Below are 22,925 nucleotides of genomic sequence, written 5' to 3'. Positions count from 1 at the left end.
ACGGCTGACAATCAACTCCCGCCGCCGCCGCCCACCCCGCACATTGACAGCAACCAGAACAGAGCCCCGGCAGCGCGATGCACGCTTCCGGCAGCGGAGACAGGTGCATGACGTCCAAGTTTGTCGATATCCATCCCCACGTCATTTCCGACGACGAGGGCGCCTATCCGCCCGCACCGCTGTTCGGAAAGCGGTCTGACTGGTCGCAGGAGCGGCCGAGCACCGTAGAGACGCTGATCGCCTCGATGGATGAAGCCGGCGTTGCCAAGGCTGCCGTCGTCCATTCGTCCACCACCTATGGTTTCGATAACAGCTACGTGGTCGACGCCTGCAACCGCTATGCGGACCGGCTGATCGCGGTGGGTTCGGTGGACGTGCTGGCACCCGACGCCGTCGACACCATCCGCTCGTGGGTGGACAAGGGCCTCAAGGGCCTGCGCGTCTTCACCGGCGGGTCGACCAAGGAATTCGATCCCAGCGAACTCGACGATCCGCGTGCCTATCCGGCGTGGGAACTGCTGGGCGAACTGGGCCTCACCATGTGCATCCAGACCGGCCCGGTCGGCCTTGCCGCGGTGACCGCGCTGGCGGGGCGCTTCCCGAATGTGCCGATCATCCTCGACCATCTCGGCCGTCCCGATGTGACCGACGGCGCGCCTTATGCGAATGCACAGAGCCTGTTCGACCTTGCGCCGATCGAGAGCATCTATCTGAAGCTGACGCCGCGCATCATGGGCGATTCGACGAAGGGTGATGCCACGCCCGAGACGCTGTTCCCCAAGCTGGTGGAGGTGTTCGGCGCGCAGCGTCTGGCCTGGGGTTCGAACTACCCGACCTCGCCCGGCACGCTGGCCGAGATCAAGGCGACTGCAGAAAGCCGCCTGGCTTCGCTGACGGATGCCGACCGCGAATGGATCTTCGCTAAGACGGCGCAGAAACTCTACCCCGCTCTGGACGACTAAGCGCCAGACGCGACAATAGGTGACATAAAGTGGAGAGAGACGAGATGGACAAGGCACTGGAACGGGGCGGGGCAGGCAGGGCGGCGAATACAGCCGCACCGGCAAGCGCGGCCGCCTGGGCGGTGCTGCTGCTGCTGGCGCTGGGCGTGATGATCGCCTTCGTCGACCGCACCAGCATCTCGTCGGCTCTCGCCGATGCGCCGTTCATCCAGCACTTCGGCATGACCGACATCGACCGGGGCTGGGTGAACGCGGCGTTCTTCTGGTCTTACGGCCTGATCCAGATACCCGCCGGATGGCTGGTCGACCGATACGGCGTCAAGACGCCCTACACGATCTGCTTCGTGCTGTGGTGCCTGGCGACGGCGGTGACGGGCCTGATCTCGACGCTATTCGCGCTGGTTCTGATGCGCGTCATCGTCGGCGCGGCGGAGGCGGTGGTGATGCCCGCCAGCTATCGCTGGATCCGCAACAACTTCAAGGAAGGGCAGAGCGGCACCGCCGTCGGTATCTTCGCGATGGGCAACAAGTTCGGCCCCGCCATCGGCGCGCCGATCGCGGCATGGCTGATTACTGCCTACGACTGGCGCGTGATGTTCATCGCCACCGGCGCCGTCGGCCTGATCTGGCTGCTGCCGTGGATGTTCCTCGTCAAGAACGACCTGCCGCGCCGGGAAGATATGGCGGCGATCAAGCGCAAGGCGTCGTCCGTCACTTTCGCCAGTATCCTGTCCAGCCCGCTGGTCTGGGGCACTCTAGTGGTGAACTTCTGCTACGGTTACTTCACCTTCTTCTGCATGACCTGGATGCCCAGCTATCTGGTCGAGGAACGCGGGCTGAGCCTTGAGAAGTCCGGCCTGTTCACCTTCTTCAGCTTTGCCGGCATCGCCATCGTTGCGGTCATTGCCGGATGGCTGGCGGACAAGATGATCGCGCGCGGCGGGGATCCGGTGTTCGTGCGCAAGGCCTTCGTGATCGCCGGTTTCATCGGCGCCTGCACCGTGCTTTTGGGCGCCAAGGCGGACTCGCTGAACGCGGCGCTGTTCTGGAACGTGTTCTCGCTCTCATTCCTGGGCCTTGCCACCGCCAACAACCTTGCGCTCTGCCGCCTGACTCTGATCCCGGCGCCTGCCGTGGGCCTTGTCACCGGCGTGCAGCAGGTGGCGACCAGCCTTGCCGGCGGCGTCGCGGCGAGCCTTTCGGGCTGGTTGCTCCATGTCTCGGGCAGCTACGATCTGCCGATGATGGTGATCTTCGTCTTCCTGGTGATCGGCGCGCTGACCACCTGGCTGGTGCTGCGCCCGGAGTGGGCGCCGAAGATTTCGCTCGCAGCAGGCGAGTGAGCTACGCTCCGGGTGATGCTTTCCCGTGGGGGCGGGTTGCATCACCCGGAGCGTAGATTGGATTGGCCGCGTGGGCGGCGGCTCCCTAGTGCTGCGACAGGTTCGCAACAGATTTTGACTGAAAGAGGATGCAATGGCGCAGATCGTATTCGGCATGGCCGTTCCGCACAGCGGGATGCTGGGTCAGGCCCCCGAGGACTGGCTGAACAACGGCGATCGCGACCGCAAGAACCCGGAACTCTGGTATCAGGGTCGCACCTGGACCTACCCGGAACTGGAGGCTGAACGCGGCGCCGCTTTTGCCCCGTTCCTGACGCTTGAGGAACGCACCGAGCGTGCCACCCGCTGCCGCGCCGCGCTGGACGAGATGGCGGAGGCGTACAAGCGCGCCAAGGTCGATGTCGCTATCGTGCTGGGCAAGGATCAGAAGGAAATCTGGCCCGACCAGTCGCCCTCGATCACCATCTACACCGGCGAAGACGTGCACAACGGCCCGCCGCAGCGCCCGGTCTATGCGCCCGACCATCATGTCGTGCATCAGGCCTATCCGGACTTTGCGACCTATCTGATCAAGACGTTCCAGGAGCACAGCTTCGACCTCAACGATCTGCAGAAGTGGCCGCAGAACACCTGGATGGAATCGCGGCAGGGCTACGCGCCGGACTATCCGGTGGTCCCGCACGCCTACAGCTTCGTCTATCACCAGATCATGGGCGACGACGTGCCGCGCCATGTGCCGGTGCTGTTCAACCTGTTCTACCCGCCGACGCAGCCTTCGATGGCGCGCTGCATCGAATTCGGCCGCGTGCTGCGCGAGGCGATCGAGGCCTGGCCGGAAGACGTGCGCGTGGCGGTGATCGCCAGCGGCGGCCTGTCGCACTTCGTCAACGACGAGGAGTTCGATCGCGACGTGATGGAGAAGCTGGCGAGCTACGATTACGAGGGCCTCGCGGCGATCCCGGACGGCTACTACCAGTCGGGCACGAGCGAGGTGAAGATCTACTCGATCGTGATGATGGCTCTCCAGCACACGGGGGCGAAGATGACTCTGGTGGACTACGTGCCCTGCTGGCGCACGGAGGCCGGCACGGGCGAGGGCATGGGCTTCATGTACTGGCAGCCGGAGGAGTAGAGCCGGCGTGATCAGTACTCCCTCCATTGCGTACTGATCACTGTTCCATCGTCGCCCCCGCGAAGGCGGGGGCCCCGCTTGCTTCTGCGACCTCTCGTGTGGCGCAAGATAAGCGGGATCCCCGCCTTCGCGGGGATGACGGACTAATTTGTTGAGCCGTGGGTGATATTTCTCGCGGTCGGACGGGAGAGTGAGGGATCTCTCCCGGGCAGGTTCCAAAACGGAACTGCCGGTTTTTCGATGGCGGCGGTCGCCGGATCAATCGCGCGATGCCGCCCGGGACGAGGTACGGGCAGAGCAAGCCCGAAAGGAAAGATCCAAGCAATGACCCAGACGCGCCTCAACGGCATCATCCGCGCTCTCGAAGCCGGCAAGCCCGCTTTCACCTGCTTCTCGAAGGTCGACAAGCTGACCGCGCAGGAACTGACCGATGCCCCCTATGACGGCGTGGTCTTCGAGATGGAGCACAATCCCTACGACGTCGCGGCGCTGGGCGATGCTCTCCAGTACATGCTCAACCGCAAGAAGATCGCCGAAAGCGGCTCGGTCGCACCGTCGGTCACGCCCATCGCGCGCATCCCGGCGAACGGCGGCGAGATGAACCAGTTCCAGGCCAAGCAGGTGCTGGATCGCGGCGTCTACGGCGTGATCACCCCGCACGTCTCGACCGTGGAGCAGGCCTACAACATGGTCGCTTCCGCCCGCTATGCGAAGCCGACTGGCGCCGCGCTCTACGAGCCCAAGGGCATTCGCGGCGACGGCCCGGCCACGGCCGCGCGCTATTGGGGCCTGTCGCAGCCGGAATACTACGCCAAGGCCGATGTCTGGCCGCTGGCGCCGCATGGCGAGCTGCTGGTGGGCATGATGTGCGAGAGCCCCGAGGCGATCGAGAACCTCGACGACATTCTCGCCAATGTTCCCGGCATCGGCCTCGTGCTGATCGGTGAGGGCGATCTTTCGCAGGCGCTTGGCTACCCGCGCCAGTACGATCACCCCGAAGTGGTCAGCGCGATGAACAAGATCGTCGAGGTCTGCAAGAAGCACAACGTCGTCGTCGGCAACCCGCACACCAATGCCAAGAATGTCGAGCGGCTGATCGGCGAAGGCTACCGCTTCCTGATGTCCGCGCCGACGCGCAGCTACGGCGTGGTCGGTCAGGGCCGCGAACTGGCGGGGTACTGACCATGGCCAATGGCGCAGAAACCCTCGTCAACACGCTGGTCGACAATGGTGTGGAGGTTTGCTTCGCGAACCCCGGCACTTCGGAAATGCACTTCCTGGCGGCGCTCGACAATCCGCGCATGAAGTCCGTGCTGTGCCTTTACGAAGGCGTCTGCACCGGTGCGGCGGATGGCTGGTATCGGATGAAGGACGTGCCGGCATCGACCCTGCTGCATCTGGGGCCGGGCCTCGCCAACGGCCTGTCCAACATCCATAACTCCAAGCGCGCCTCGTCCGGTATGGTCAACATCGTCGGCGAGCATTCGGCATCGCACCTGAAGTACGATCCGCCGCTGACCTCCGACATTGAGGGGCTGGCCCGTCCGCTCAGCCACTGGGTGCGCCGTGCCGAATCCGCGACGACCATCGCCTGGGACACGGCCACTGCCTGCGCCAAGGCCAGCGAGCATCCCGGCCAGATCGCCACGCTGATCCTGCCCGGCGACACCGCGTGGAAGGACGCGGGCACCCCGGTCGTGCCGCAGGGCCTGACCCGCGCCCGCCCCGCGCCCGATCAGGCGCGCGTGGATGAAGTGGCCAAAGTGCTCCGCTCGGGCGAACCCACTTTGCTGATCCTCGGCAACAAGGCGACGCGCGGCCGTGCGCTGGACCTTGCCGGCGTGGTTGCGGCCGGAACCGGTTGCCGCCTCGGCTCGCAGTTCTTCACCGCACGGATCGAGCGCGGCGCGGGGCGCACGCCGCTGGAGCGCATTCCTTACGCGGTGCCGCTGGGGCAGGCCTTCCTCAAGGACTTCAAGCACATTGTCACGCTGGAGACCAAGGAGCCGGTCGCGTTCTTCGCCTATCCGGACAAGCCCAGCCTGCTGAAGGCGCCGGGCACCGTGGTCCACTCGCTGGTAGTGGATGATGAGGACAGCGCGCTCGGCCTCGAAATGCTGATCGACGCGCTGGGCCTGAAGGGTACCGCGCCGCTGGTGCAGGAACGGATCGAGGCAGCGGCGCCCACCGGCGCGCTCAATCCCGAAAGCATCGCGCAGGCCCTGTCCGCCGCGCTGCCGGACAACGCGATCCTCGTCGACGAATCGCTGACCACCGGCCGCCAGACCATGGGCCTGACGATGGGCGCGCGTCCGCACGACCTGATCAACAACATGGGCGGTTCGATCGGTTACGGCACTCCCGTCGCCACCGGCGCCGCGATGGCCTGTCCGGATCGGCGGACCTTCTGCATGGTGGGCGATGGCTCGGCCATGTACACGATCCAGTCGCTCTGGACGCAGGCCCGCGAAGGGCTGCCGATCACCACGATCATCTTCGCGAACAACCAGTACGCGATCCTCAAGGCCGAATACACGAACATGGGGGCGGGCCAGCAGCCCGGCCCGCAGGCCATGGCGATGATCGATATCGACCGTCCGACCATCGACTGGGTCGCCATGGCGAAGTCCATGGGCGTGCCCGGCGTGCAGGTCGACAATGCCGAGGACTTCCACAAGGCGATGGCCCGCTCCACCGAGATGGACGGCCCCTGCCTGATCGAAGTCAAGCTCTACTGATCGGGAGAAGGAAAACCATGACCATGACCGAAGTGCTGACGTTAAAGGCCAACGTACAGGACTATCCGCAGACCAAGGCGCTGAAGGACGGGCGCGTCTCGTCCGATATCGTTGCCCTCGATTTCTGCGGGCCGGAAAAGGCGCACAACGGCTTCAAGGCCATGCTGCGAGAGAATGCCTTCGATTGCGGCGAACTGGCGATCGTCACCTGCCTTCAGGCGAAGATCTACGGCAAGCCGTTCGTACTGCTGCCGGTGCCGATCTCGGGCCGTTTCCAGCACCACTGCGCAGGCTTCAACCGTGAACTCGGCCATCTCGATCCCAAGGATATCGAGGGCAAGCAGGTCGGCGTGCGCACCTATGCGCAGACCACCGGCCTTTGGGTGCGCGGCGTGCTTCAGCATGAGTACGGCGTCGATCTCGACAAGGTGACGTGGATGACCGTGGGCGACGGCCACCTCCTTGAATACACCGATCCGGCGAACTGCGTGCGCCTGCCCCAGGGTTCGGACATCGGCCAGATGATGCTGGACGGTGAGCTGGGGGCCACGCTTCAGGGCGTCGATCTGCCCAAGGATCCGCGCGTGGAACGGTTGATCCCCGATCCCTTCAACGCCGCCAAGGACTGGTTCGCGCGCGAAGGCGTGGTGCCGATCAACCACATGTTCGTGGTGCATCAGGACCTGACGAAGACCCGCCCCGACGTGGTGCGCGAACTCTACCGCATGGTGGTGGAAAGCCGCGATCTTACCGAAGGCGGCCTGCCCGATCCGTTCCCGCCGGTCGGCCTTGAGGCCAATCGCAAGGGGATCGAGCTTGCCATCGACTGGGCCTTCGAGCAGAAGATCATCCCCCACAAGATCACTGTCGACGAGCTTTTCGACGACGTGACGGCAAGCCTCGGAGCCTGACCCTGAGCGAAGAACAGCAAGCCCGCCATTCGGTTCAACGCGTTCGCCGGGAAATCCGGCGGCGCAGCCTTACGGTCAGCCGGGTCGAGCCTTTGGGCTCGGCCATGCTGCGGGTCTGGCTGGAGGGGGACGATCTCGCCGATTTCGAAAGCGGATCGCCCGATGATCATATCAAACTGTTCTTCGCCGTCGAAGGCGCTGGCCCTGACGAAAAGCCGGAGATGCGCGACTACACGCCGCGCCTGTTCGATACGGCCGCGCGCACGCTCGCCATCGATTTCGCGCTGCATGAACCCGCTGGTCCTGCCACGGCATGGGCCAAGGCGGCCATGCCCGGTGACGTGCTCAATATCGGCGGTCCGCGCGGTTCGGCGGTAGTGACCGACGATTTCGACTGGTATCTGCTGATCGGCGACGAGACGGCGATCCCGCAGTTCTCCCGCCGGATCGAGGAACTGCGTCCCGGTATCCCCGTCACCGCGCTGGTTTCGGTTGCCCCGGGGATCGAGCGTGCGCCGGTTCCCGAGCGGGAAGGGCTGAACTGGGTCTGGGTAGAACACGATGGCCACGGCGAAGACGCCGCGCCGCTGCTCGCCGCGCTGGGCGATGCCGGGCTGCCGGAAGGCGAGGGCTATGCGTGGATCGCGGCGGAAGCGGCAGTGGCGCAGGCCATTCGCGCCAAGTTGACCGACGAGATGGGCCATCCGTTGGGCTGGCTGCGCTCGTCCGGTTATTGGACGGTAGGCGAAGCGCAGGGCTGAGCGACGGTCTGGCCAACGCACGGCCCCGGCTAACCCCCAACCTCACACCACTTACTCCGTCATCCCCGCGAAGGCGGGGATCCCGCTTGTTCTTGGCGGCGGGGAGAAAGGAAGCGGGGCCCCCGCCTTCGCGAGGGCGACGAAGCGTGTTCGGGGAGGTTGGCCTAAAGGCCAAAGGTGCTGGGGCAGGGCACATGGCCCCGCCCCAAACTCAATATTACGCTTCGACCAGACGGCCGCGAGCGACCAGCTTCTGCGCCATTTCGTCGGCGACGACATGGCTCGGACGGCCTTCGCTTTCGGCGGTGGCGAGGATTTCGCCCAGACGCTCGGCGATCAGGTCGATGCGGCCGCCAACCTGGTCTTCGGTCTCACCGAGGTATTCGGCCACCACGTTGATGATGCCGCCAGCGTTGACCACATAGTCCGGCGCATAGGCGATGCCGCGCGCGGCCAGACGCTCGCCGTCCTGCTCGGTCGCCAGCTGGTTGTTAGCGCCACCGCAGATCAGGCGGGCGCGTAGCACGGGGATGCTGACTTCGTTCAGCACCGCGCCCAGCGCGCAGGGGGCGAAGATTTCGGCTTCGGCAGCCAGGATCTCGTCGGCGGAGACGACACGGCCACCGAACTTGACGGCAAGCGCTTCGGCGCGGGCCGGATCGGCATCGGCGAGCACCAGCTTGGCGCCAGCTTCATGCAGCAGTTCGGCCAAGTGCGAACCGACATTGCCGGTGCCCTGAAGCGCCACGGTCAGCCCGCGCACGTCCGAACCGAAGGTCACGCGCGAGGCGGCCTGCATCGACTTGAAGATGCCCAGCGCGGTCCAGGGCGAAGGGTCGCCACCGGCAAAGCCCGGCTTCTTGTCGAGCCCGGCCACGTGGCGGGTTTCCTCGGCAATGGCGCGCATGTCGGCGATGGTGGTGCCCACGTCTTCCGCCGTCACGTACTGGCCGCCCAGCTTTTCGACCGCGCGGCCGAAGGCGCGGAACATGGCGGCGCGATCGAACACGCCTTCGGGACGCTGAAGCACGGCCTTGCCGCCGCCGAAGGGCAGGCCGGCAATGGCGTTCTTGTAGGTCATGCCGCGGGCAAGGCGCAGGGCGTCGGTCGCCAGCGCATCCTGATCGGCATAGCTCCAGAAACGGCAGCCGCCAGCCGCCGGGCCAAGCGACGTGGAATGAATGGCAATCACGCCCTTCGCGCCGCTTTCGGGGTCGTCGATTACCACGAACTGTTCGCCCAGTTCGCAATCCACCGTGTTCACCATCTCGTCTTCGTCCTCACTTTGGGGGAGCATCGGAAATAGCAGTGTTTGGCCTGATAAAAATTGCGATTTTGGCGCCACTGGCGCTATGTATGGCGTTATCTATTCGCTGATCGTGAAATTTTGGAATTGAATATGTCAGGCGGGCTCGACGAGTACGAAAAGAAGATCCTTGCGATTCTCCAGGTGGACGCCTCCCGATCCTCGGCCGATATCGCACAGGAAGTCGGCCTGTCGCAGGCGCCGTGCTGGCGCCGCATCCAGCGGTTGAAGGACGAAGGCTACATCCGCAGTGAAGTCTGCGTGCTCGATCGGCGCAAGATCGGCCTGCGCGCGCAAGTCTTCGCGCAAGTGAAGCTGACCGCGCATGGTCGCGCCAACTTGTCGCAATTCGCCGATGCCATGAACGCCTTTCCCGAAGTGCTCGATTGCTTCGTGCTGATGGGCGCGGTTGATTTCATGCTGCGCATCGTCACCGAGGATATCGAGGCCTACGAACGGTTTTTCTTCGAGAAACTGTCGCAGGTTCCCGGCGTACAGGAAGTGAACTCGATGGTCGCGCTGTCGGAGATCAAGTTCACCACCGCGCTCCCGCTCGACCATCTGTGACGAAAAATTACAGGGGCATTTTGACCGGGGATTGCGGGGATTATCGGCGGCTATGACTTATCATAGCTCGCAACGCCTCTGGACGCCGGGGGTGTGGATAACTATATACCGACCGGTATGAAATGCTCCGATTCCATTGTCGCCCCCCGTGGTCGCCCGCGTGAATTCGATCCCGAACAGGCCCTTACATCGGCTCTGCGCGTGTTCTGGGAGCGTGGCTACGAAGGCGCGTCGATGGCCGAACTGACCGAGGCGATGGGCATCACCAAGCCCAGCCTCTATGCTTGTTTCGGGAATAAGGAGGCGCTTTTCAAGAAGGCGCTGGATCTCTACGAGCGCGACAAGCTGGCCTATGTGGGCAAGGCGCTGGAAGCGCCGACCGCGCGCGGCGTGGCAGAGCGTTTGCTGAACGGGGCTATCACGACTCACTGCGGCGGCAGCGGTAATGACCCGAACGGGTGCCTCAGCGTGATTTCCACGGTGGCCTGCACGATGGAGGATGCCTCGATCCGCGATTTCGTGGTTGCCCGCCGCGTCGCTACCGAGGAAGCGCTGATCGAACGTTTCGCTCGCGCCAAGGGTGAGGGCGATCTGCCTGAAATCGTTGATCCCCGCGCGCTGGCCCACTGCCTGACGACCGTGCTTCAGGGCATGTCGGTGAAGGCGCAGGGCGGGTCCTGCACGCAGGAAGCGAAGGCCGTGGTGGATACGTTCCTGGCCATGTGGCCGGGCAAGTAAAGGTCGTTTGAAAATCCGTCGCAGACGGATTTTGGCGGCGCCGGCCCTCTCCCCCACCCGACCTCCCACGAGTGTACCCTGATGGGAGGTCGGGTGGGGGAGGGGGCCGGCGCCGCCACGAAATGCGCTGAAAGCGCATTTCCAAACCAGGGCGCGAATTTTTTCATTCACCCGCCATTCACGCCCTTGAAATTGCTGCGTTGCACCTAATTTTACCGAGCGGTACAGAAAACTGCTTGACGATTTCTGTACCGCTATATATACCAATCGGTACAGAACGAGGGCATAGCCGACTCGCCGTTTAGACGGGAGCACGGGGCCGGAGTTCCTCCCCGGCGCCGCCCGACCCCCCGCGGGCGGTTCCATTGAAAATGACAAGGCGGTCCACGCGGCGGAACCCTGTTTCCGTGCGGTGTCGGGCTGCATCCCAATGACTTTCCGGTGCCCCTTGCGCCGGAGCCCGCCGGCGCGCGCCCTTACCTCCCCCTCCTGTCCCGGGGGCGCGCGCCGGTTTCTTTCCAGGGAGCACAGACATGGCCTTCATCGATTTCTCCGATGCAGCGCACCCGGCGCTGCCCGTCGCAAATTCAAACGTGGTTCCGATTCCGGCCGCCCGCGCAACCGACGCGGAAGGTGGCCTGCTGAGCCGCCTCGAACGCCGCGTCGTCGAACTGGCGCGCGAGGATGGGCTTGCCAGCCTGATCCCGCAGCGCCCGCGCCGCTGGTTGACCCGCCTGATCTTCGGCCCGACGCCGCCCTCCAAGATGCTCGCCAACGAGCAGCTTGAAGCGCTGCGCCAGCTGGCCGTGCAGGCCTGGCACCACGGTTATACCCTGCCGCTCTCGGCGATCCGTGACGCGCAGGCTGCGGGTCACAGCGAAGCCAAGGTCGGCGCCGTCATCGATTTTATCGGGCGCCTGCGCGCCCCGGTCCGGAGGCTTGCTGCGTGAATTTCCCCGTAAAACTGGAAGAACCGGCCACGGTGTCGTCGCCCATTGGCGACACCGGCCGCAAGCGAGGAAGCGGTCGCCAATTGGCGATCGGTGCCATCGCTCTCGTCGCGGTGGCGGGGCTGGGGTGGAAGGTGTTCCACGAAGCCCCCGCCGATGCCGCGCCCATGCCGCCCGCCATCGTGCAGGCCGCCAATCCGCTGGTGAAGGACGTGACCGAGTGGGACGACTACGTCGGCCGCTTCGCCCCCAGCAAGACCGTTGAAGTGCGTCCGCGCGTCTCGGGCGCGGTGACGCAGATCCTGTTCCGCGATGGCGACTATGTGCAGGCCGGACAGGCGCTGTTCGTCGTCGATCCGCGCCCCTACCGCGCCGCTCTTTCGGAAGCGCAGGCGGACGTCGCTTCGGCCCAGAGCGCACTGGCGCTGGCCCGTTCCGACTATGCCCGCGTTGCCGGCCTGAAGGGTGACGAGGCCATGGCCGCCAGTGAGGTGGACCAGCTCAGCGCCAAGGTTCGCGCCGCCAGTGCGCAGCTTGCCGCCGCGCAGGCCCGCGTCACCCAGCGCGCGCTTGATGTCGAATTCTCTACCGTGCGCGCCCCGATTTCGGGCCGCATCTCGGACCGCCGGGTGGACGTGGGCAACCTCGTCTCTGGCGAGAACGGCACCGGCGCCAGCCTGCTGACCACGATCAACGCGGTCAGCCCGATCTACTTCACCTTCGATGCGTCCGAAGCGCTGTTCCTCAAGACCCAGCGCGAAAAGGCCGAGCACAAGGATGCGGCGAACGTGCAGGTTCGCCTGCAGGATGAGGCCGAGTATCGTTGGAACGGCAAGCTGGACTTCACCGATAACGGGCTGGACCCGCGTTCGGGCACGATCCGCGTGCGCGCCGTGCTGGATAACAAGGACGGGTTCCTGACGCCGGGCATGTTCGGCAACATGCGTCTGGCCGAAGGCGGCACGGTCAAGGCCATGTTGGTGCCCGACGATGCGATCCAGTCCGACCAGGCCCGCAAGGTGGTGCTGACGGTCGGCAAGGACGGCACCGTCGCCGCCAAGCCGGTGGAACTCGGCCCGCTGGTCGATGGCCTGCGGGTGATCCGTGCGGGCCTTGCCCCCAGCGACCGCGTCATCATTTCCAACTATCAGGCTGCCGTTGCCGGCGCCAAGGTCAATACCCGTCGCGGCCAGATTGCGCCCGACACGAAAGCAGCCAGTGCCGCTGCCGCTTCCGGTCCTGAAACGCCCGCCGCGGCGCAGGCCACTATCGCCCATTGATCCACCCATCCGGGGGGCGGTCCATACCGTGACCGCTCCCCCCAGAGGGGCACATTCCCATGCGATTTTCCCGGTTCTTCATTGACCGGCCGATCTTCGCGGGCGTCATCGCGGTGCTCATCACCGTGGTGGGTGCGCTTGCGTTCTTCGGCCTGCCGGTCAGCCAGTATCCCGACATCGTCCCGCCGACGGTGACGGTGACCGCCCAATATCCCGGCGCTTCCGCCGAAACCGTTGCCGATACCGTGGCTGCTCCCATCGAGCAGGAGATCAACGGCGTCGACAACATGCTCTACATGAGTTCGCAGTCCACCGGTGACGGCAAGGTGACGATCACCGTTACCTTCAAGATCGGTGCCGACCTCGATGCCGCGCAGGTTCTGGTGCAGAACCGCGTCGCCGTGGCCGAACCGCGCCTTCCCGAAGCGGTGCGTGCCATGGGCGTGGTCACTCGCAAGACCTCGCCAGACTTCCTGATGGTGGTGAACCTGCAATCGCCCGATGGCTCGCTGAACCGCGACTATCTCTCGAACTATGCGCTGACGCAAGTGAAGGACCGCCTTGCGCGCCTTGACGGCGTGGGCGACGTGCAGCTGTTCGGCTCGCGCGATTACGGCATGCGCATCTGGATCGATCCCAACAAGGCCGCCGCCATGAACCTGACGGCGGGTGAGATCGTGGACGCGCTGAAGGCGCAGAACGTGCAGGTTTCGTCCGGCTCGATCGGCGCGCCGCCGTTCGATCGCGGCAATGCCTATCAGGTCGGCGTCGAAATGCAGGGCCGCCTGAACACGCCCGAACAGTTCGCCGATATCGTCGTGCGGACCGATGCCGATGGCCGTCAGGTCCGCGTGCGCGACGTCGCGCGTGTCGAGCTGGGCGCGCAGGACTACACCACCAACACCTACCTTTCGGGCAAGCCCACCGTCGTGATCGCGGTGCTGCAGCGCCCGGGATCGAACGCGCTCGACGCTGCCAAGGCCGTGCGCGCCGAGATGGACGATGTCGCCAAGTCCTTCCCCAAGGGCCTGGAATATTCGGTGATCTACAACCCGACCGAATTCATCGGCCAGTCGATCGACGCGGTCTATCACACGCTGTTCGAGGCGGTGATCCTGGTCGTGCTCGTGATCCTCGTCTTCCTCCAGAACTGGCGCGCGGCGGTGATTCCGATCATCGCGATCCCCGTGTCGCTGGTCGGCACCGCGATCATGCTCGCGGCGGTCGGCTACTCGCTCAACAACCTCTCCCTGTTCGGCCTCGTCCTCGCCATCGGTATCGTCGTCGACGACGCCATCGTCGTGGTCGAGAACGTCGAACGCTATATCGAAGAAGGCATGAAGCCGATCGAGGCCGCCCGGCGCTCGATGGACGAAGTGACCGGCGCGCTGATCGCCATCGTCCTGGTGCTCTGCGCGGTGTTCGTGCCGACGCTGTTCATCACCGGCATGTCGGGGCAGTTCTACAAGCAGTTCGCCGTCACCATCACCACGGCGACCGCGATCTCGCTGCTGCTCTCGCTCACGCTTTCGCCTGCTCTCGCCGCGCTGCTGCTGAAGGACAAGCACGGCCTCCCGGCCAATGCCCCGCGCTGGAAGCAGGTGCTGCAAGGCGCGGCGGACAAGTTCAACCACGGCTTCGACCGGATGAGCGATCGCTATGCCGCGCTGACGCTCAGGCTGGTGAAGGCGCCGGTGAAGATGATGGCGACTTATGCCGCCCTGATCGCCGCCACCGTGGGCATGTTCTGGGCAACGCCGACCGGCTTCATCCCGCAGCAGGATCAGGGCTACTTCCTGGCCGCGATCTTCCTGCCGCCGGGCTCCTCGCTCAGCCGCACAGATGAAGTGTCGCAGGACGTTGCCAAGCGTCTGCTGCCGATCAAGGGTCTGCGCGGTGCGGTGATGTTTGCGGGTTTCCACGGCCCGTCACAGACCGCAGCCCCCGATGCCGCCGCCATCTACTTCCCCTTCAAGAGCTTCGAGGAGCGCAAGCAACTCGGCGTCACCTACGAAGGGATCATGGCGCAGGCGCAGGAGGCCATGAAGGGTTACGACAAGGCGCAGGTCCTGCTGATTCCGCCGCCGACCATCAACGGCATCGTCCCCCCGGGCGGTTACCGCATGATCGTGGAGGACAAGGAAGGCCGCGGTCTGGGTGAACTCCAGAAGGCAGCCGGCGCCCTGATCGCGCAGGCCAACCAGCAGCCGCAGCTCCAGCAGGTCTACACCCTGTTCAGCATGAACACCCCGCGTGTCTATGCCGACGTGGACCGCCGCAAGGCCGACATGCTGGGTGTCTCTCCGTCGAAGATTTTCGAAGCGATGCAGGTCTACCTCGGTTCGTCCTACATCAACGACTTCAACCTCTTGGGCCGTACCTATCGCGTCACCGCGCAGGCCGATGCGCCCTATCGCGGATCGACGGCGGATATCGCCAACCTCAAGGCCCGTTCGGACTCGGGTGCGATGGTGCCGGTCGGCTCGGTCGCGACTTTCAAGGACGAGACCGGACCCTACCGCGTGGTGCGCTACAACCTGCACCCGGCGGTGGAAATCGACGGCAGCTATGGCAAGGGCTACTCCTCGGGCCAGTCGCTGGCGACGATGGAGAAGGTGGCGGACGAAACGCTCCCCTCGGGCTACGGCCATGAGTGGACGGGTATCGCCTATCAGCAGGCCACCGCGGGCAACACGGCCGGAATCGTCTTCGGCATGGCGGTGCTGTTCGTCTTCCTGGTCTTGGCTGCCCAGTACGAGAGCCTGACCCTGCCGCTGTCGATCATCCTGATCGTGCCGATGTGCCTGTTCGCGGCCATGCTGGGTGTGAACTTGCGCGGGATGGACAACAACATCCTCACGCAGATCGGTCTGGTCGTGCTGATTGCACTGGCGGCCAAGAACGCGATCCTTGTGGTCGAATTCGCCAAGCAGGCCGAGGATGAGCGGGGCTACTCGCCGGTGGAAGCAGCCGTCTATGCGGCCCGCACCCGCCTGCGCCCGATCCTGATGACCTCGTTCGCCTTCATCCTCGGCGCCGTGCCGCTGGTGATCGCGAACGGTGCAGGCGCCGAGCTTCGCCAGGCGCTGGGCACGGCGGTGTTCTTCGGGATGGCTGGCGTTACCGCCTTCGGCCTGCTGTTCACGCCCACCTTCTACGTCGTCTGCCGCAAGCTCGCGGCGGCCCTGCGGCGCAAGCCAAAGGAACCGCACCATGAGAGCCACGCGGTGATCCCGGCGGAATGAAAGGACGGATGATGTCCATGAATATCAATACCTTGGTCGCGGCTCTTCTTGCCGCGACCAGCCTCTCGGCCTGCGCCGTCGGACCCGACTATGTCGCGCCGACGCCGCCGGCCACGGCGAACGCGCCCTTCGCGGGCGTCCAGTCCGCCGAAGTGACCAATGCATGGCCGGACGACAACTGGTGGCGGCTCTACAAGGACCCGGTGCTGGACGGTCTGGTGGCCGATGCACTGGCCGCCAATACCGACGTGCGCGTGGCGGTGGCCCGGATCGAGAAGGCACGCGCGAACTTGCGCGGTTCGAAGTCCGACGCGCTGCCGCAGACCGGGATCGATGCCAGCGGCACCTATGGCCGCGTCTCGGAAAGCCAGGTGCTACCGGGCTATGATCGCGAAGGGCGCCGCGTCGATGGGGAGCTTTCGGTCAATTACGAGCTGGACCTGTTCGGCCGGGTGAAGCGCGGGATCGAGGCGTCGCGCGCCGATCTCGCCGCCGCGCAGGAGGATGCCGATGCGGTGCGGGTGACGGTCGTTGCCGATACCGTGCGCGCCTATGTCGATGCCACCAGCTCGGCCGAGCAGATCGCGGTGGCGCAGGATACCGTGGCGCTGCTCGACAAGTCGGAGCGGATCACCAACGCCCGCTTCGAGCGCGGCCTCAACCAGAAGCTGGACGTGATCCGCGTCACCCAGCTGCGAGAGCAGCAGGCGGCGGCGATCCCCAGCCTGCAAGCCGCGCGTGATGCGGCGCTGTTCCGGCTGGCGACGCTGACCGGGCGCACGCCGCAGGACCTGCCGGCTGCAGTGCGCGATCGGACGACCACGCCCGATGTCGGCCAGCCGATCCCAGTGGGGGACGGCGCCACCTTGCTGGCGCGCCGTCCGGATGTGAAGGCGGCCGAGCGCCGTCTGGCCGGCGATACTGCACGGATCGGGGTGGCGACGGCGGACCTCTATCCCCGGATTACCTTGGGCGGTTCGGTGGGCACCACGGCGGTGGGCGCGACCGATATCTTCGGTGGCGGTCCGCTGCGCTGGTTGATCGGTCCGATGATCTCCTGGGCCTTCCCCAATCAGGAAGCGATCCGCGCGCGGATCGGCGGGGCGCGGGCCGATGCCAAGGCGGACCTTGCGACCTTCGACGGTACTGTGCTGACCGCCTTGCAGGAAACCGAGACGGCGCTTTCCGCCTATCGCAACGCGCTGCTGCGCAAGGACCGGCTCGCCTCGGCCCGCGATGCGGCCAAGCGCGCGGCGGATGTCAGCATGGCGCGGCAGAGCAGGGGGCAGATCGACTCGCTCGACGTGCTCGACGCGCAGCGCACGCTGGCCAGCGCCGATGCCGACTATGCGGCGGCAACGCGTGCGGTGGCCTTCGCGCAAGTGGACCTGTTCCGCGCGCTGGGCGGAAACTGGCAGGAAACCTGATCCAAAGAGATGGGGCCAAAAAGAAAGGGCGGCAAGGCTGATGCCTTGCCGCCCTTTTTCGTGTGCGTGGCAGCTATCAGCGCGAGCCGAAAGCGTAGCGCACGTTGATGCCGAATTCGCGCGGGATCGTGGTGGTCACGCCCGTGTAGGTGCTGGTGTAGGTCGCACCGGTCGGGCCGGTCGTGATCGGACGGCCGGTGGTCGGGTCGAACTGACCCGCGAAGCCAAGCTGCTGATACGAGGTATACAGCGGCGTGGTGCGCGTGAGCGTTTCGACTGTGTTGAAGATGTTCTTGGCGTAGAGGCCGATTTCCCAGGCACCATCGTCCGCGCGCAGGCCGGCGAAGAGGTTCACCAGCGCATAGTCCGGCACATCGTCGTAGATGTTGGTCGGATCGCCCTTCGACTTGCCATAGTAGGTCAGCAACCCGCGGACGTAGGCGCTGCCGCCCTTGATGACGCCGAAGCTATACTCGCTCTGTACCGTGGCGTTGAACGGCGCCTGGAAACCGGAACGCTGGTTGACCTGGCACGACGCGATGTTGTTCGTGCCGACGGCGGCCTGCATCTGGGCCAGGGTAGGCGCGCTGGTGACCGCGTCCGGCACACCGTCGCCATTGAGATCGTTACACGGCACCGTGCCGTTCTTGATCTTGCCGATCGAATAGCTGGCCTGGGCGCTGAGATCCCAACCCTTCAGAATGGTGTAGGACACATCGCCTTCCACACCGTTTACTTCGACCGGGACAGCGCCCACGAAGTTGAAGTTGCTGACCTGCTGCGCCGTGCCGGTTACCGCTCCGGTGGTCGCATCGCGCACGGCCACGGTGTTGATGTAGAACACGCCCGAGCCGGGTGCACGGTAGGGGTAGTTCTTGAACTTCTGGTGGTAGCCGGAGAGGTTGAAGCGGAGCTGGCCGTCGAGCATCGTCGACTTGAGGCCGATTTCATACGACTTCGAGGTTTCCGCCGGCAGGTGCAGGAACGAGTTTTCCAGGGCGGAAGGCGCGATGTTGAAGTCACCCACAACGTCGATACCCGGACGCCAGGAACTGCCGGTAGAGGCATAGACCATGAAGTCGTGCGAGAAGTTGTACTTCAGCGATCCGCTGTAGATCCACTTCTTCTCCTTCTGCGGGCGATCGGAAATGACATTGCCGCCCACGGTCAGGATGTTGTTGTTGTTGTAGTCGATATGGCGCACGCCGCCGGCGACTTCGAAGTTGCCGAAGTGCCCGGTCAGGTTGCCGAAGAACGACTGTTCGTGCGACTTGCCTTCGCTGCGCACCGGCGTCTGGACGATGGTGGCGATGCCGCCTCCGAAAGCCACCGGCAGGCGCACGACGGTCGGGCTGTTGAGCGACGTGTCCGGGTGGTTGCGGTTGTCGAAGAAGCCGACGACATAGTCGAACATGTCGAACAGGCGTTCGTCGTTCTGCAGGCGGACTTCATGCGAGGTCGAGGTCGAGAACGTGTCCGTGACCTGGTTGATGTCGCCGGGGAAGAAGTTGCCATCGTCGATGTTGTCGGTCGAATGGATCTTCTGGGTGTAGTGCTGGCCTTGATAGATCAGGCGCTGGCCCCACTGGCTGGCTTCGGCGCGCCAGTTGTAGATGTCGAAGCCCTGGCGGATGATGCGGGGGTCTTCCTGGATCGACAGGCGATCCTTGGTCGAGATGAAGCGCGGGCTGGGCGTCGCGTTGGGGTTGACCTCGGAGAACGAGGCGACCTGGTCGTAGGTGCGGCCCTGAACGTCGATGCGCTGGTACGTGCCTTCGAAGCGCAGCCAGTCGGTCGGCGTGACGAGGGCGGAGATGCGGCCGCTCTTGGTACGCCAGAACGGATCGGGATTGTTGTAGATCGAACGGACGCGGTCGCCCTCGTTCTCATCCCAGACGCCAGCGGCGCGGATCGCGGCAATGCCTTCGATCACGGGCACGTTCAGCGCGCCCTTGAAGTTGAGCGTGCCGATGTTGTTGGCGGTCATGTCCATGACGCCGCCGAACGAATAGAGATCGGGCTTCTTGGTGGTGACGGTGATCGAGCCCGACGGGGATGCACGGCCGCGCAGGGTGCCCTGCGGGCCACGCAGCACTTCGACCTGACCGATGTCGTACATCTGCTGCAGCACGACGCCGGCCGTGGTCGGCGCGTCGTTCATGTAGAATTCGACGGTCGGGTTGTTGCCGCTGGCGTTCACGTCGAAGTTGATGCCGCGCATCGTGGCGTTGCCGCCGATGCCGTTGGCATTGGTGGTCAGTGAAAGACCCGGAGCCAGCGTCTGCACTTCCTTGAAGTCGCGCATGTTGAGCTTGGAGAGGTCATCCGCCGTTACGGTGTCGATCACCGCCGGCACGTCCTGCACGTCTTCGTCGCGGCGACGTGCGGTAACGATGATGACGTTGGTAGCCTCGTTGGCAGTAGCTTCCGGCTGCTGTTGTTCCTGAGCCAGGGCCGGGGAACTGACCCCCAGAAGCCCGACCGAAGCCAGCAGAAGCTGCTTGTAAGCGCGCATGAATTCTCCCTCCATTTTATATCGATTTTTCTTGCGCGTATGGGTGCTAGGCGGGACACTTCATTGTCAAATGAAATGCCTTCATTTTTACCAAACTACGGCAGGGCGTTATTTGAACAGGTGGTCAAATCCGGACAAGTGGCGGAAATTTCCGGTTTTCCCCTCTATGAAACAGGGTGGATCAGACTGATCGGGGGCAAAAAAAGGGGCGCCGGAGCGCCCCTTTTCCGAATCTGCAGAGAATCTCCTGCCGTCAGTTGCGGCTGGCCAGTCCCTTGTTCAGCCAGAGCGCTGCCAGCGTGGCGAGCGCGCCCGAGAGCAGGTAGCCGCCCGAGGCGATCAGGCCGAAGTTGGCCGAGAGCAGCAGTGCGGCCAGCGGCGCGAAGCCGGCGCCGAACAGCCAGGCAAGATCGCTGGTGAGCGCGGAGCCGACATAGCGGTGCTCGCTGGCGAAGCCCGAGGCGACGACACCCGACGACTGGCCGAACGAGAGGCCGAGCAGGATGAAGCCCAGGATCATGAAGGTGATCTCGCCAAGCGGGCCGGCATCCAGCAGCTGCGGTGCGAAGCCCGAGAACACGGCGATGCCGACGGCGCAAGTGCCGAGCAGGTTGCGGCGGCCATAACGGTCCGCAATCACGCCCGAAGCGACGATCGCGACGACGCCGAACGCGGCGGCCACAGCTTCGATCAGCAGAAAGCCGGTGGGCGAATCGTTGGTGAACAGGAACACCCACGAAAGCGGGAACACGGTGTCCATGTGGAACAGCGCGAAGCTGGCGAGCGGGGCGAGGGCGCCGACGAGGATCGTACGCCATTCGCTGCGGATCGTCGCCGAAACGCTGACGGCCTGGAGGTCGCGGGTGGAGAACAGGGTCTCGAACTCGTCGGTGACGACGATGCGCAGGCGGGCGAACAGGGCGACGACGTTGATCGCGAACGCCACGAAGAACGGATAGCGCCAGCCCCAGTCCAGGAAGTCGGCCGCAGGCAGTTCGCGGATCATGTAGGCGAACAGCAGGCTGGCGACGATCAGGCCGATCGGCGCGCCCAGCTGCGGGATCATGGCGTACCAGCCGCGCTTGTTCTCAGGCGCGTTGAGCGCGAGCAGCGAGGCGAGGCCGTCCCAGGTGCCGCCGAGCGCGAAGCCCTGGCCCAGGCGGAACAGCATCAGCAGCCAGATCGAGGTGGCGCCGGCCGAGGCATAGGAGGGCAGGAACGCGATCGCCGCGGTCGATCCGCCCAGCATGAACAGCGCGATCGTCAGCTTGGTGCCGCGGCCATAGGCCCGGTCGATCACCATGAAGATCAGCGAGCCGAACGGACGGGCGACGAACGCCAGCGCGAAGATCGCGAAGGAATAGATCGTGCCGGTCAGCGCATCGACGAAGGGGAAGAACAGCTTCGGGAAGACCAGCACCGAGGCGATGGCATAGACGAAGAAGTCGAAGAATTCCGAGGTTCGGCCGATGATGACGCCGATGGCGATCTCACCGGGGGAGGGCTGGTGATGCTCCTTGAACGTCGGCAGGCCCAGGGCGTCTCTGGACTGGGGTGTGCTGGTCATTTCGATTCTGCGGCCTTCGTCTCGGGTCCGGTCGCGACCCACGCGGAACGCGCAAGGCCGGTCGCGGACGAATCAAAGCGGACGCGCGAAAACGCCCGTGTTCATTGTGGGGCCCTATCGGCATTGATTGGCGTCAAGGGGATTGGACAAAATGTCCTATGTTCGCACTCGCGGCATCGGCTTAGGCGCTCCACCCATGCGCCCACCCGAGTCCAGACCGAAGCCGCGGCACATGCCCGCGCTCGCCAAGATCGCTGCCGCCCTGTCCCTGACGGGTGCGCTGTCCGCCTGCAATGCCGTCGTGCTGCACCCGTCCGGGGATGTCGCGCAGCAGCAGGGTGACCTCGTCGTCGCCTCTACCCTGCTGATGCTGCTGATCATCGTCCCCGTGCTGGCGCTCACCGGCTGGTTCGCCTGGCACTATCGTGCCGCGAACCGGACCGCGAAGTACGACCCGCACTGGGATCACTCGACCCAGCTTGAACTGCTGATCTGGGCAGCGCCGCTGCTCATCATCATCTGCCTTGGTGCGCTCACCTGGGTAAGCACCCACCTTCTCGATCCCTACCGCACCATCGGCCGCATCGACGCCAAGACCCCGGTCGCCGCCGATGTGAAGCCGCTGGAAGTCGAAGTCGTCGCGCTCGACTGGAAGTGGCTCTTCATCTATCCGGAGCAGGGCATCGCGACGGTGAACGAGCTGGTCGTGCCCACCGGCCGCCCGCTGCAGTTCAAGATCACGTCGTCGAGCGTGATGAACTCGTTCTACGTGCCTGAGATGGCCGGCCAGATCTACGCCATGCCCGGCATGGAAACGCGCCTGCACGCAGTGATGAACCGCGCCGGCGATTCGGTGGGCTTCTCGGCCAACTATTCGGGCGCCGGCTTCTCGCACATGCGCTTCGCCACCCATGCGGTTTCCGATGCGGACTTCACAAATTGGGTGAAGAACGTGCAGACCGCCACTCCGCAGGGCGGGGCCGCCGGTTCGGACGATGCCAATGCCGGCACGCTCGACCGCACCGCCTATCTCCAGCTCGAAAAGCCGAGCGAGAAGGTGCCCGTCACCCGCTTCGCCGCCGTTTCGCCCGACCTTTATAACGCCATCCTCAACATGTGCGTTCAGCCGGGTAAGATGTGCGCCAGCGAAATGATGGCCATCGACGCGCGCGGCGGCCTGGGCAAGGCGGGCATCCGCAATGTCGAGATGCTGTCCTACGACCGCGGCGGCCGCGAAGCCGTTGCCGCCGTCAACCCTTCCGCCGCTGTCCAGCGCGAACTCGCCTGGGTCCGTGCGCTGTGCCGCCAGAACCCCGGTTCCGCCCCCGATCACTCGGTGAAGGCGCCGGCTTCGATGAAGACGCTTTCGGGCGCCGGCATTTCGGAGCCGCAGGAAGCCGTGCCTTTCCTTTCGCGGGATAAGGAAGCGCTTGCCGCTCCCATCTCCATGCCCGCGCATTCCTCCCAGATTTCCCGGAACTGA

At 64.9% G+C, this 22,925-nt stretch carries 17 protein-coding genes; 14 read left to right on the top strand and 3 right to left on the bottom strand.

Annotation, left to right across the window (positions count from 1 at the left end):
- The first annotated feature begins 107 nt into the window (after positions 1 to 107).
- The 7 genes from ACZ1JV_RS23555 (at position 108) to ACZ1JV_RS23525 (ending at position 7,847) form a co-directional block, all read left to right on the top strand.
- Positions 108 to 962 (top strand): amidohydrolase family protein, encoded by an 855-nt coding sequence (locus ACZ1JV_RS23555; protein ID WP_465150763.1) that lies wholly within the window; start codon positions 108 to 110, stop codon positions 960 to 962.
- Positions 963 to 1,006: 44 nt separating this feature from the next.
- A complete protein-coding gene (locus tag ACZ1JV_RS23550; RefSeq protein ID WP_465137372.1) occupies positions 1,007 to 2,305 on the top strand; it encodes an MFS transporter in 1,299 nt (432 codons plus the stop codon).
- Between the two features lie 133 nt (positions 2,306 to 2,438).
- Positions 2,439 to 3,437: a DODA-type extradiol aromatic ring-opening family dioxygenase gene (locus ACZ1JV_RS23545; protein ID WP_465150762.1), complete on the top strand. Its 999-nt coding sequence runs from the start codon at positions 2,439 to 2,441 to the stop codon at positions 3,435 to 3,437.
- Positions 3,438 to 3,761: 324 nt separating this feature from the next.
- Positions 3,762 to 4,619, top strand: a complete 858-nt coding sequence (locus ACZ1JV_RS23540; RefSeq protein ID WP_465150761.1) for an HpcH/HpaI aldolase family protein — start codon at positions 3,762 to 3,764, stop codon at positions 4,617 to 4,619.
- A 2-nt stretch (positions 4,620 to 4,621) separates the two neighbouring features.
- Positions 4,622 to 6,175, top strand: a complete 1,554-nt coding sequence (locus tag ACZ1JV_RS23535) for an acetolactate synthase large subunit (RefSeq protein ID WP_465150760.1) — start codon at positions 4,622 to 4,624, stop codon at positions 6,173 to 6,175.
- Between the two features lie 17 nt (positions 6,176 to 6,192).
- On the top strand, positions 6,193 to 7,086 hold the full coding sequence (locus tag ACZ1JV_RS23530; RefSeq protein WP_465150759.1) for a substrate-binding domain-containing protein: 894 nt from the start codon (positions 6,193 to 6,195) through the stop codon (positions 7,084 to 7,086).
- Between the two features lie 53 nt (positions 7,087 to 7,139).
- Entirely contained in the window at positions 7,140 to 7,847 is a 708-nt protein-coding gene (locus tag ACZ1JV_RS23525) for a siderophore-interacting protein (protein ID WP_465152635.1), read from the top strand.
- A 217-nt stretch (positions 7,848 to 8,064) separates the two neighbouring features.
- Here the strand turns inward: ACZ1JV_RS23525 and ACZ1JV_RS23520 are convergent, their stop codons facing one another.
- Positions 8,065 to 9,114, bottom strand: coding sequence for a Glu/Leu/Phe/Val family dehydrogenase (locus ACZ1JV_RS23520; protein WP_465152634.1), 1,050 nt, complete (start codon positions 9,112 to 9,114; stop codon positions 8,065 to 8,067).
- A 132-nt stretch (positions 9,115 to 9,246) separates the two neighbouring features.
- Between ACZ1JV_RS23520 and ACZ1JV_RS23515 the strand changes: the two genes are divergently transcribed.
- From ACZ1JV_RS23515 to ACZ1JV_RS23490, 6 genes are all read left to right on the top strand, one after another.
- Complete coding sequence (locus ACZ1JV_RS23515; RefSeq protein ID WP_465150758.1) at positions 9,247 to 9,720, top strand: Lrp/AsnC family transcriptional regulator; 474 nt, start codon at positions 9,247 to 9,249, stop codon at positions 9,718 to 9,720.
- 117 nt (positions 9,721 to 9,837) lie between these two features.
- Positions 9,838 to 10,458: a TetR/AcrR family transcriptional regulator gene (locus ACZ1JV_RS23510; RefSeq protein WP_465150757.1), complete on the top strand. Its 621-nt coding sequence runs from the start codon at positions 9,838 to 9,840 to the stop codon at positions 10,456 to 10,458.
- A gap of 533 nt (positions 10,459 to 10,991) precedes the next feature.
- Positions 10,992 to 11,408: a hypothetical protein gene (locus tag ACZ1JV_RS23505; protein WP_465150756.1), complete on the top strand. Its 417-nt coding sequence runs from the start codon at positions 10,992 to 10,994 to the stop codon at positions 11,406 to 11,408.
- Positions 11,405 to 12,688 (top strand): efflux RND transporter periplasmic adaptor subunit, encoded by a 1,284-nt coding sequence (locus ACZ1JV_RS23500; RefSeq protein WP_465150755.1) that lies wholly within the window; start codon positions 11,405 to 11,407, stop codon positions 12,686 to 12,688. Before ACZ1JV_RS23505 ends, ACZ1JV_RS23500 begins: the two co-directional genes overlap by 4 nt.
- 59 nt (positions 12,689 to 12,747) lie before the next feature.
- Positions 12,748 to 15,933, top strand: a complete 3,186-nt coding sequence (locus ACZ1JV_RS23495) for an efflux RND transporter permease subunit (protein WP_465150754.1) — start codon at positions 12,748 to 12,750, stop codon at positions 15,931 to 15,933.
- Positions 15,934 to 15,950: 17 nt separating this feature from the next.
- A complete protein-coding gene (locus ACZ1JV_RS23490) occupies positions 15,951 to 17,360 on the top strand; it encodes an efflux transporter outer membrane subunit (RefSeq protein ID WP_465150753.1) in 1,410 nt (469 codons plus the stop codon).
- Between the two features lie 76 nt (positions 17,361 to 17,436).
- On the opposite strand, the gene ACZ1JV_RS23485 is transcribed toward ACZ1JV_RS23490, so the two are convergent.
- Together ACZ1JV_RS23485 and ACZ1JV_RS23480 are read right to left on the bottom strand one after the other, a co-directional pair.
- The gene (locus ACZ1JV_RS23485) at positions 17,437 to 19,875 is read right to left on the bottom strand and encodes a TonB-dependent receptor (protein WP_465150752.1); all 2,439 of its coding nucleotides are present in this window, start codon (positions 19,873 to 19,875) and stop codon (positions 17,437 to 17,439) included.
- A 253-nt stretch (positions 19,876 to 20,128) separates the two neighbouring features.
- On the bottom strand, positions 20,129 to 21,442 hold the full coding sequence (locus tag ACZ1JV_RS23480; protein WP_465150751.1) for an MFS transporter: 1,314 nt from the start codon (positions 21,440 to 21,442) through the stop codon (positions 20,129 to 20,131).
- Between the two features lie 196 nt (positions 21,443 to 21,638).
- Here ACZ1JV_RS23480 and cyoA point away from each other — a divergent pair, with 196 nt between their 5' ends.
- On the top strand, positions 21,639 to 22,925 hold the full coding sequence (cyoA, locus tag ACZ1JV_RS23475; RefSeq protein WP_465150750.1) for a ubiquinol oxidase subunit II: 1,287 nt from the start codon (positions 21,639 to 21,641) through the stop codon (positions 22,923 to 22,925).

The sequence above is a fragment of the Novosphingobium sp. BL-S-19 genome, assembly GCF_055521675.1.
Note: the sequence above shows the minus strand (reverse complement) of the source record. Positions and strands in the feature narration are given on the sequence as shown.

Excerpts from the sequence above, each read along its gene's own strand:
- ACZ1JV_RS23520 (WP_465152634.1), bottom strand. The coding sequence starts at position 9,114 with ATGGTGAACACGGTGGATTGCGAACTGGGCGAACAGTTCGTGGTAATC.
- ACZ1JV_RS23510 (WP_465150757.1), top strand. The coding sequence starts at position 9,838 with ATGAAATGCTCCGATTCCATTGTCGCCCCCCGTGGTCGCCCGCGTGAA.
- ACZ1JV_RS23495 (WP_465150754.1), top strand. The coding sequence starts at position 12,748 with ATGCGATTTTCCCGGTTCTTCATTGACCGGCCGATCTTCGCGGGCGTC.
- ACZ1JV_RS23535 (WP_465150760.1), top strand. The coding sequence starts at position 4,622 with ATGGCCAATGGCGCAGAAACCCTCGTCAACACGCTGGTCGACAATGGT.
- ACZ1JV_RS23480 (WP_465150751.1), bottom strand. The coding sequence starts at position 21,442 with ATGACCAGCACACCCCAGTCCAGAGACGCCCTGGGCCTGCCGACGTTC.
- ACZ1JV_RS23530 (WP_465150759.1), top strand. The coding sequence starts at position 6,193 with ATGACCATGACCGAAGTGCTGACGTTAAAGGCCAACGTACAGGACTAT.
- ACZ1JV_RS23490 (WP_465150753.1), top strand. The coding sequence starts at position 15,951 with ATGAATATCAATACCTTGGTCGCGGCTCTTCTTGCCGCGACCAGCCTC.
- ACZ1JV_RS23540 (WP_465150761.1), top strand. The coding sequence starts at position 3,762 with ATGACCCAGACGCGCCTCAACGGCATCATCCGCGCTCTCGAAGCCGGC.
- ACZ1JV_RS23550 (WP_465137372.1), top strand. The coding sequence starts at position 1,007 with ATGGACAAGGCACTGGAACGGGGCGGGGCAGGCAGGGCGGCGAATACA.
- ACZ1JV_RS23545 (WP_465150762.1), top strand. The coding sequence starts at position 2,439 with ATGGCGCAGATCGTATTCGGCATGGCCGTTCCGCACAGCGGGATGCTG.
- ACZ1JV_RS23485 (WP_465150752.1), bottom strand. The coding sequence starts at position 19,875 with ATGCGCGCTTACAAGCAGCTTCTGCTGGCTTCGGTCGGGCTTCTGGGG.
- ACZ1JV_RS23515 (WP_465150758.1), top strand. The coding sequence starts at position 9,247 with ATGTCAGGCGGGCTCGACGAGTACGAAAAGAAGATCCTTGCGATTCTC.
- ACZ1JV_RS23505 (WP_465150756.1), top strand. The coding sequence starts at position 10,992 with ATGGCCTTCATCGATTTCTCCGATGCAGCGCACCCGGCGCTGCCCGTC.
- cyoA (WP_465150750.1), top strand. The coding sequence starts at position 21,639 with ATGCGCCCACCCGAGTCCAGACCGAAGCCGCGGCACATGCCCGCGCTC.
- ACZ1JV_RS23555 (WP_465150763.1), top strand. The coding sequence starts at position 108 with ATGACGTCCAAGTTTGTCGATATCCATCCCCACGTCATTTCCGACGAC.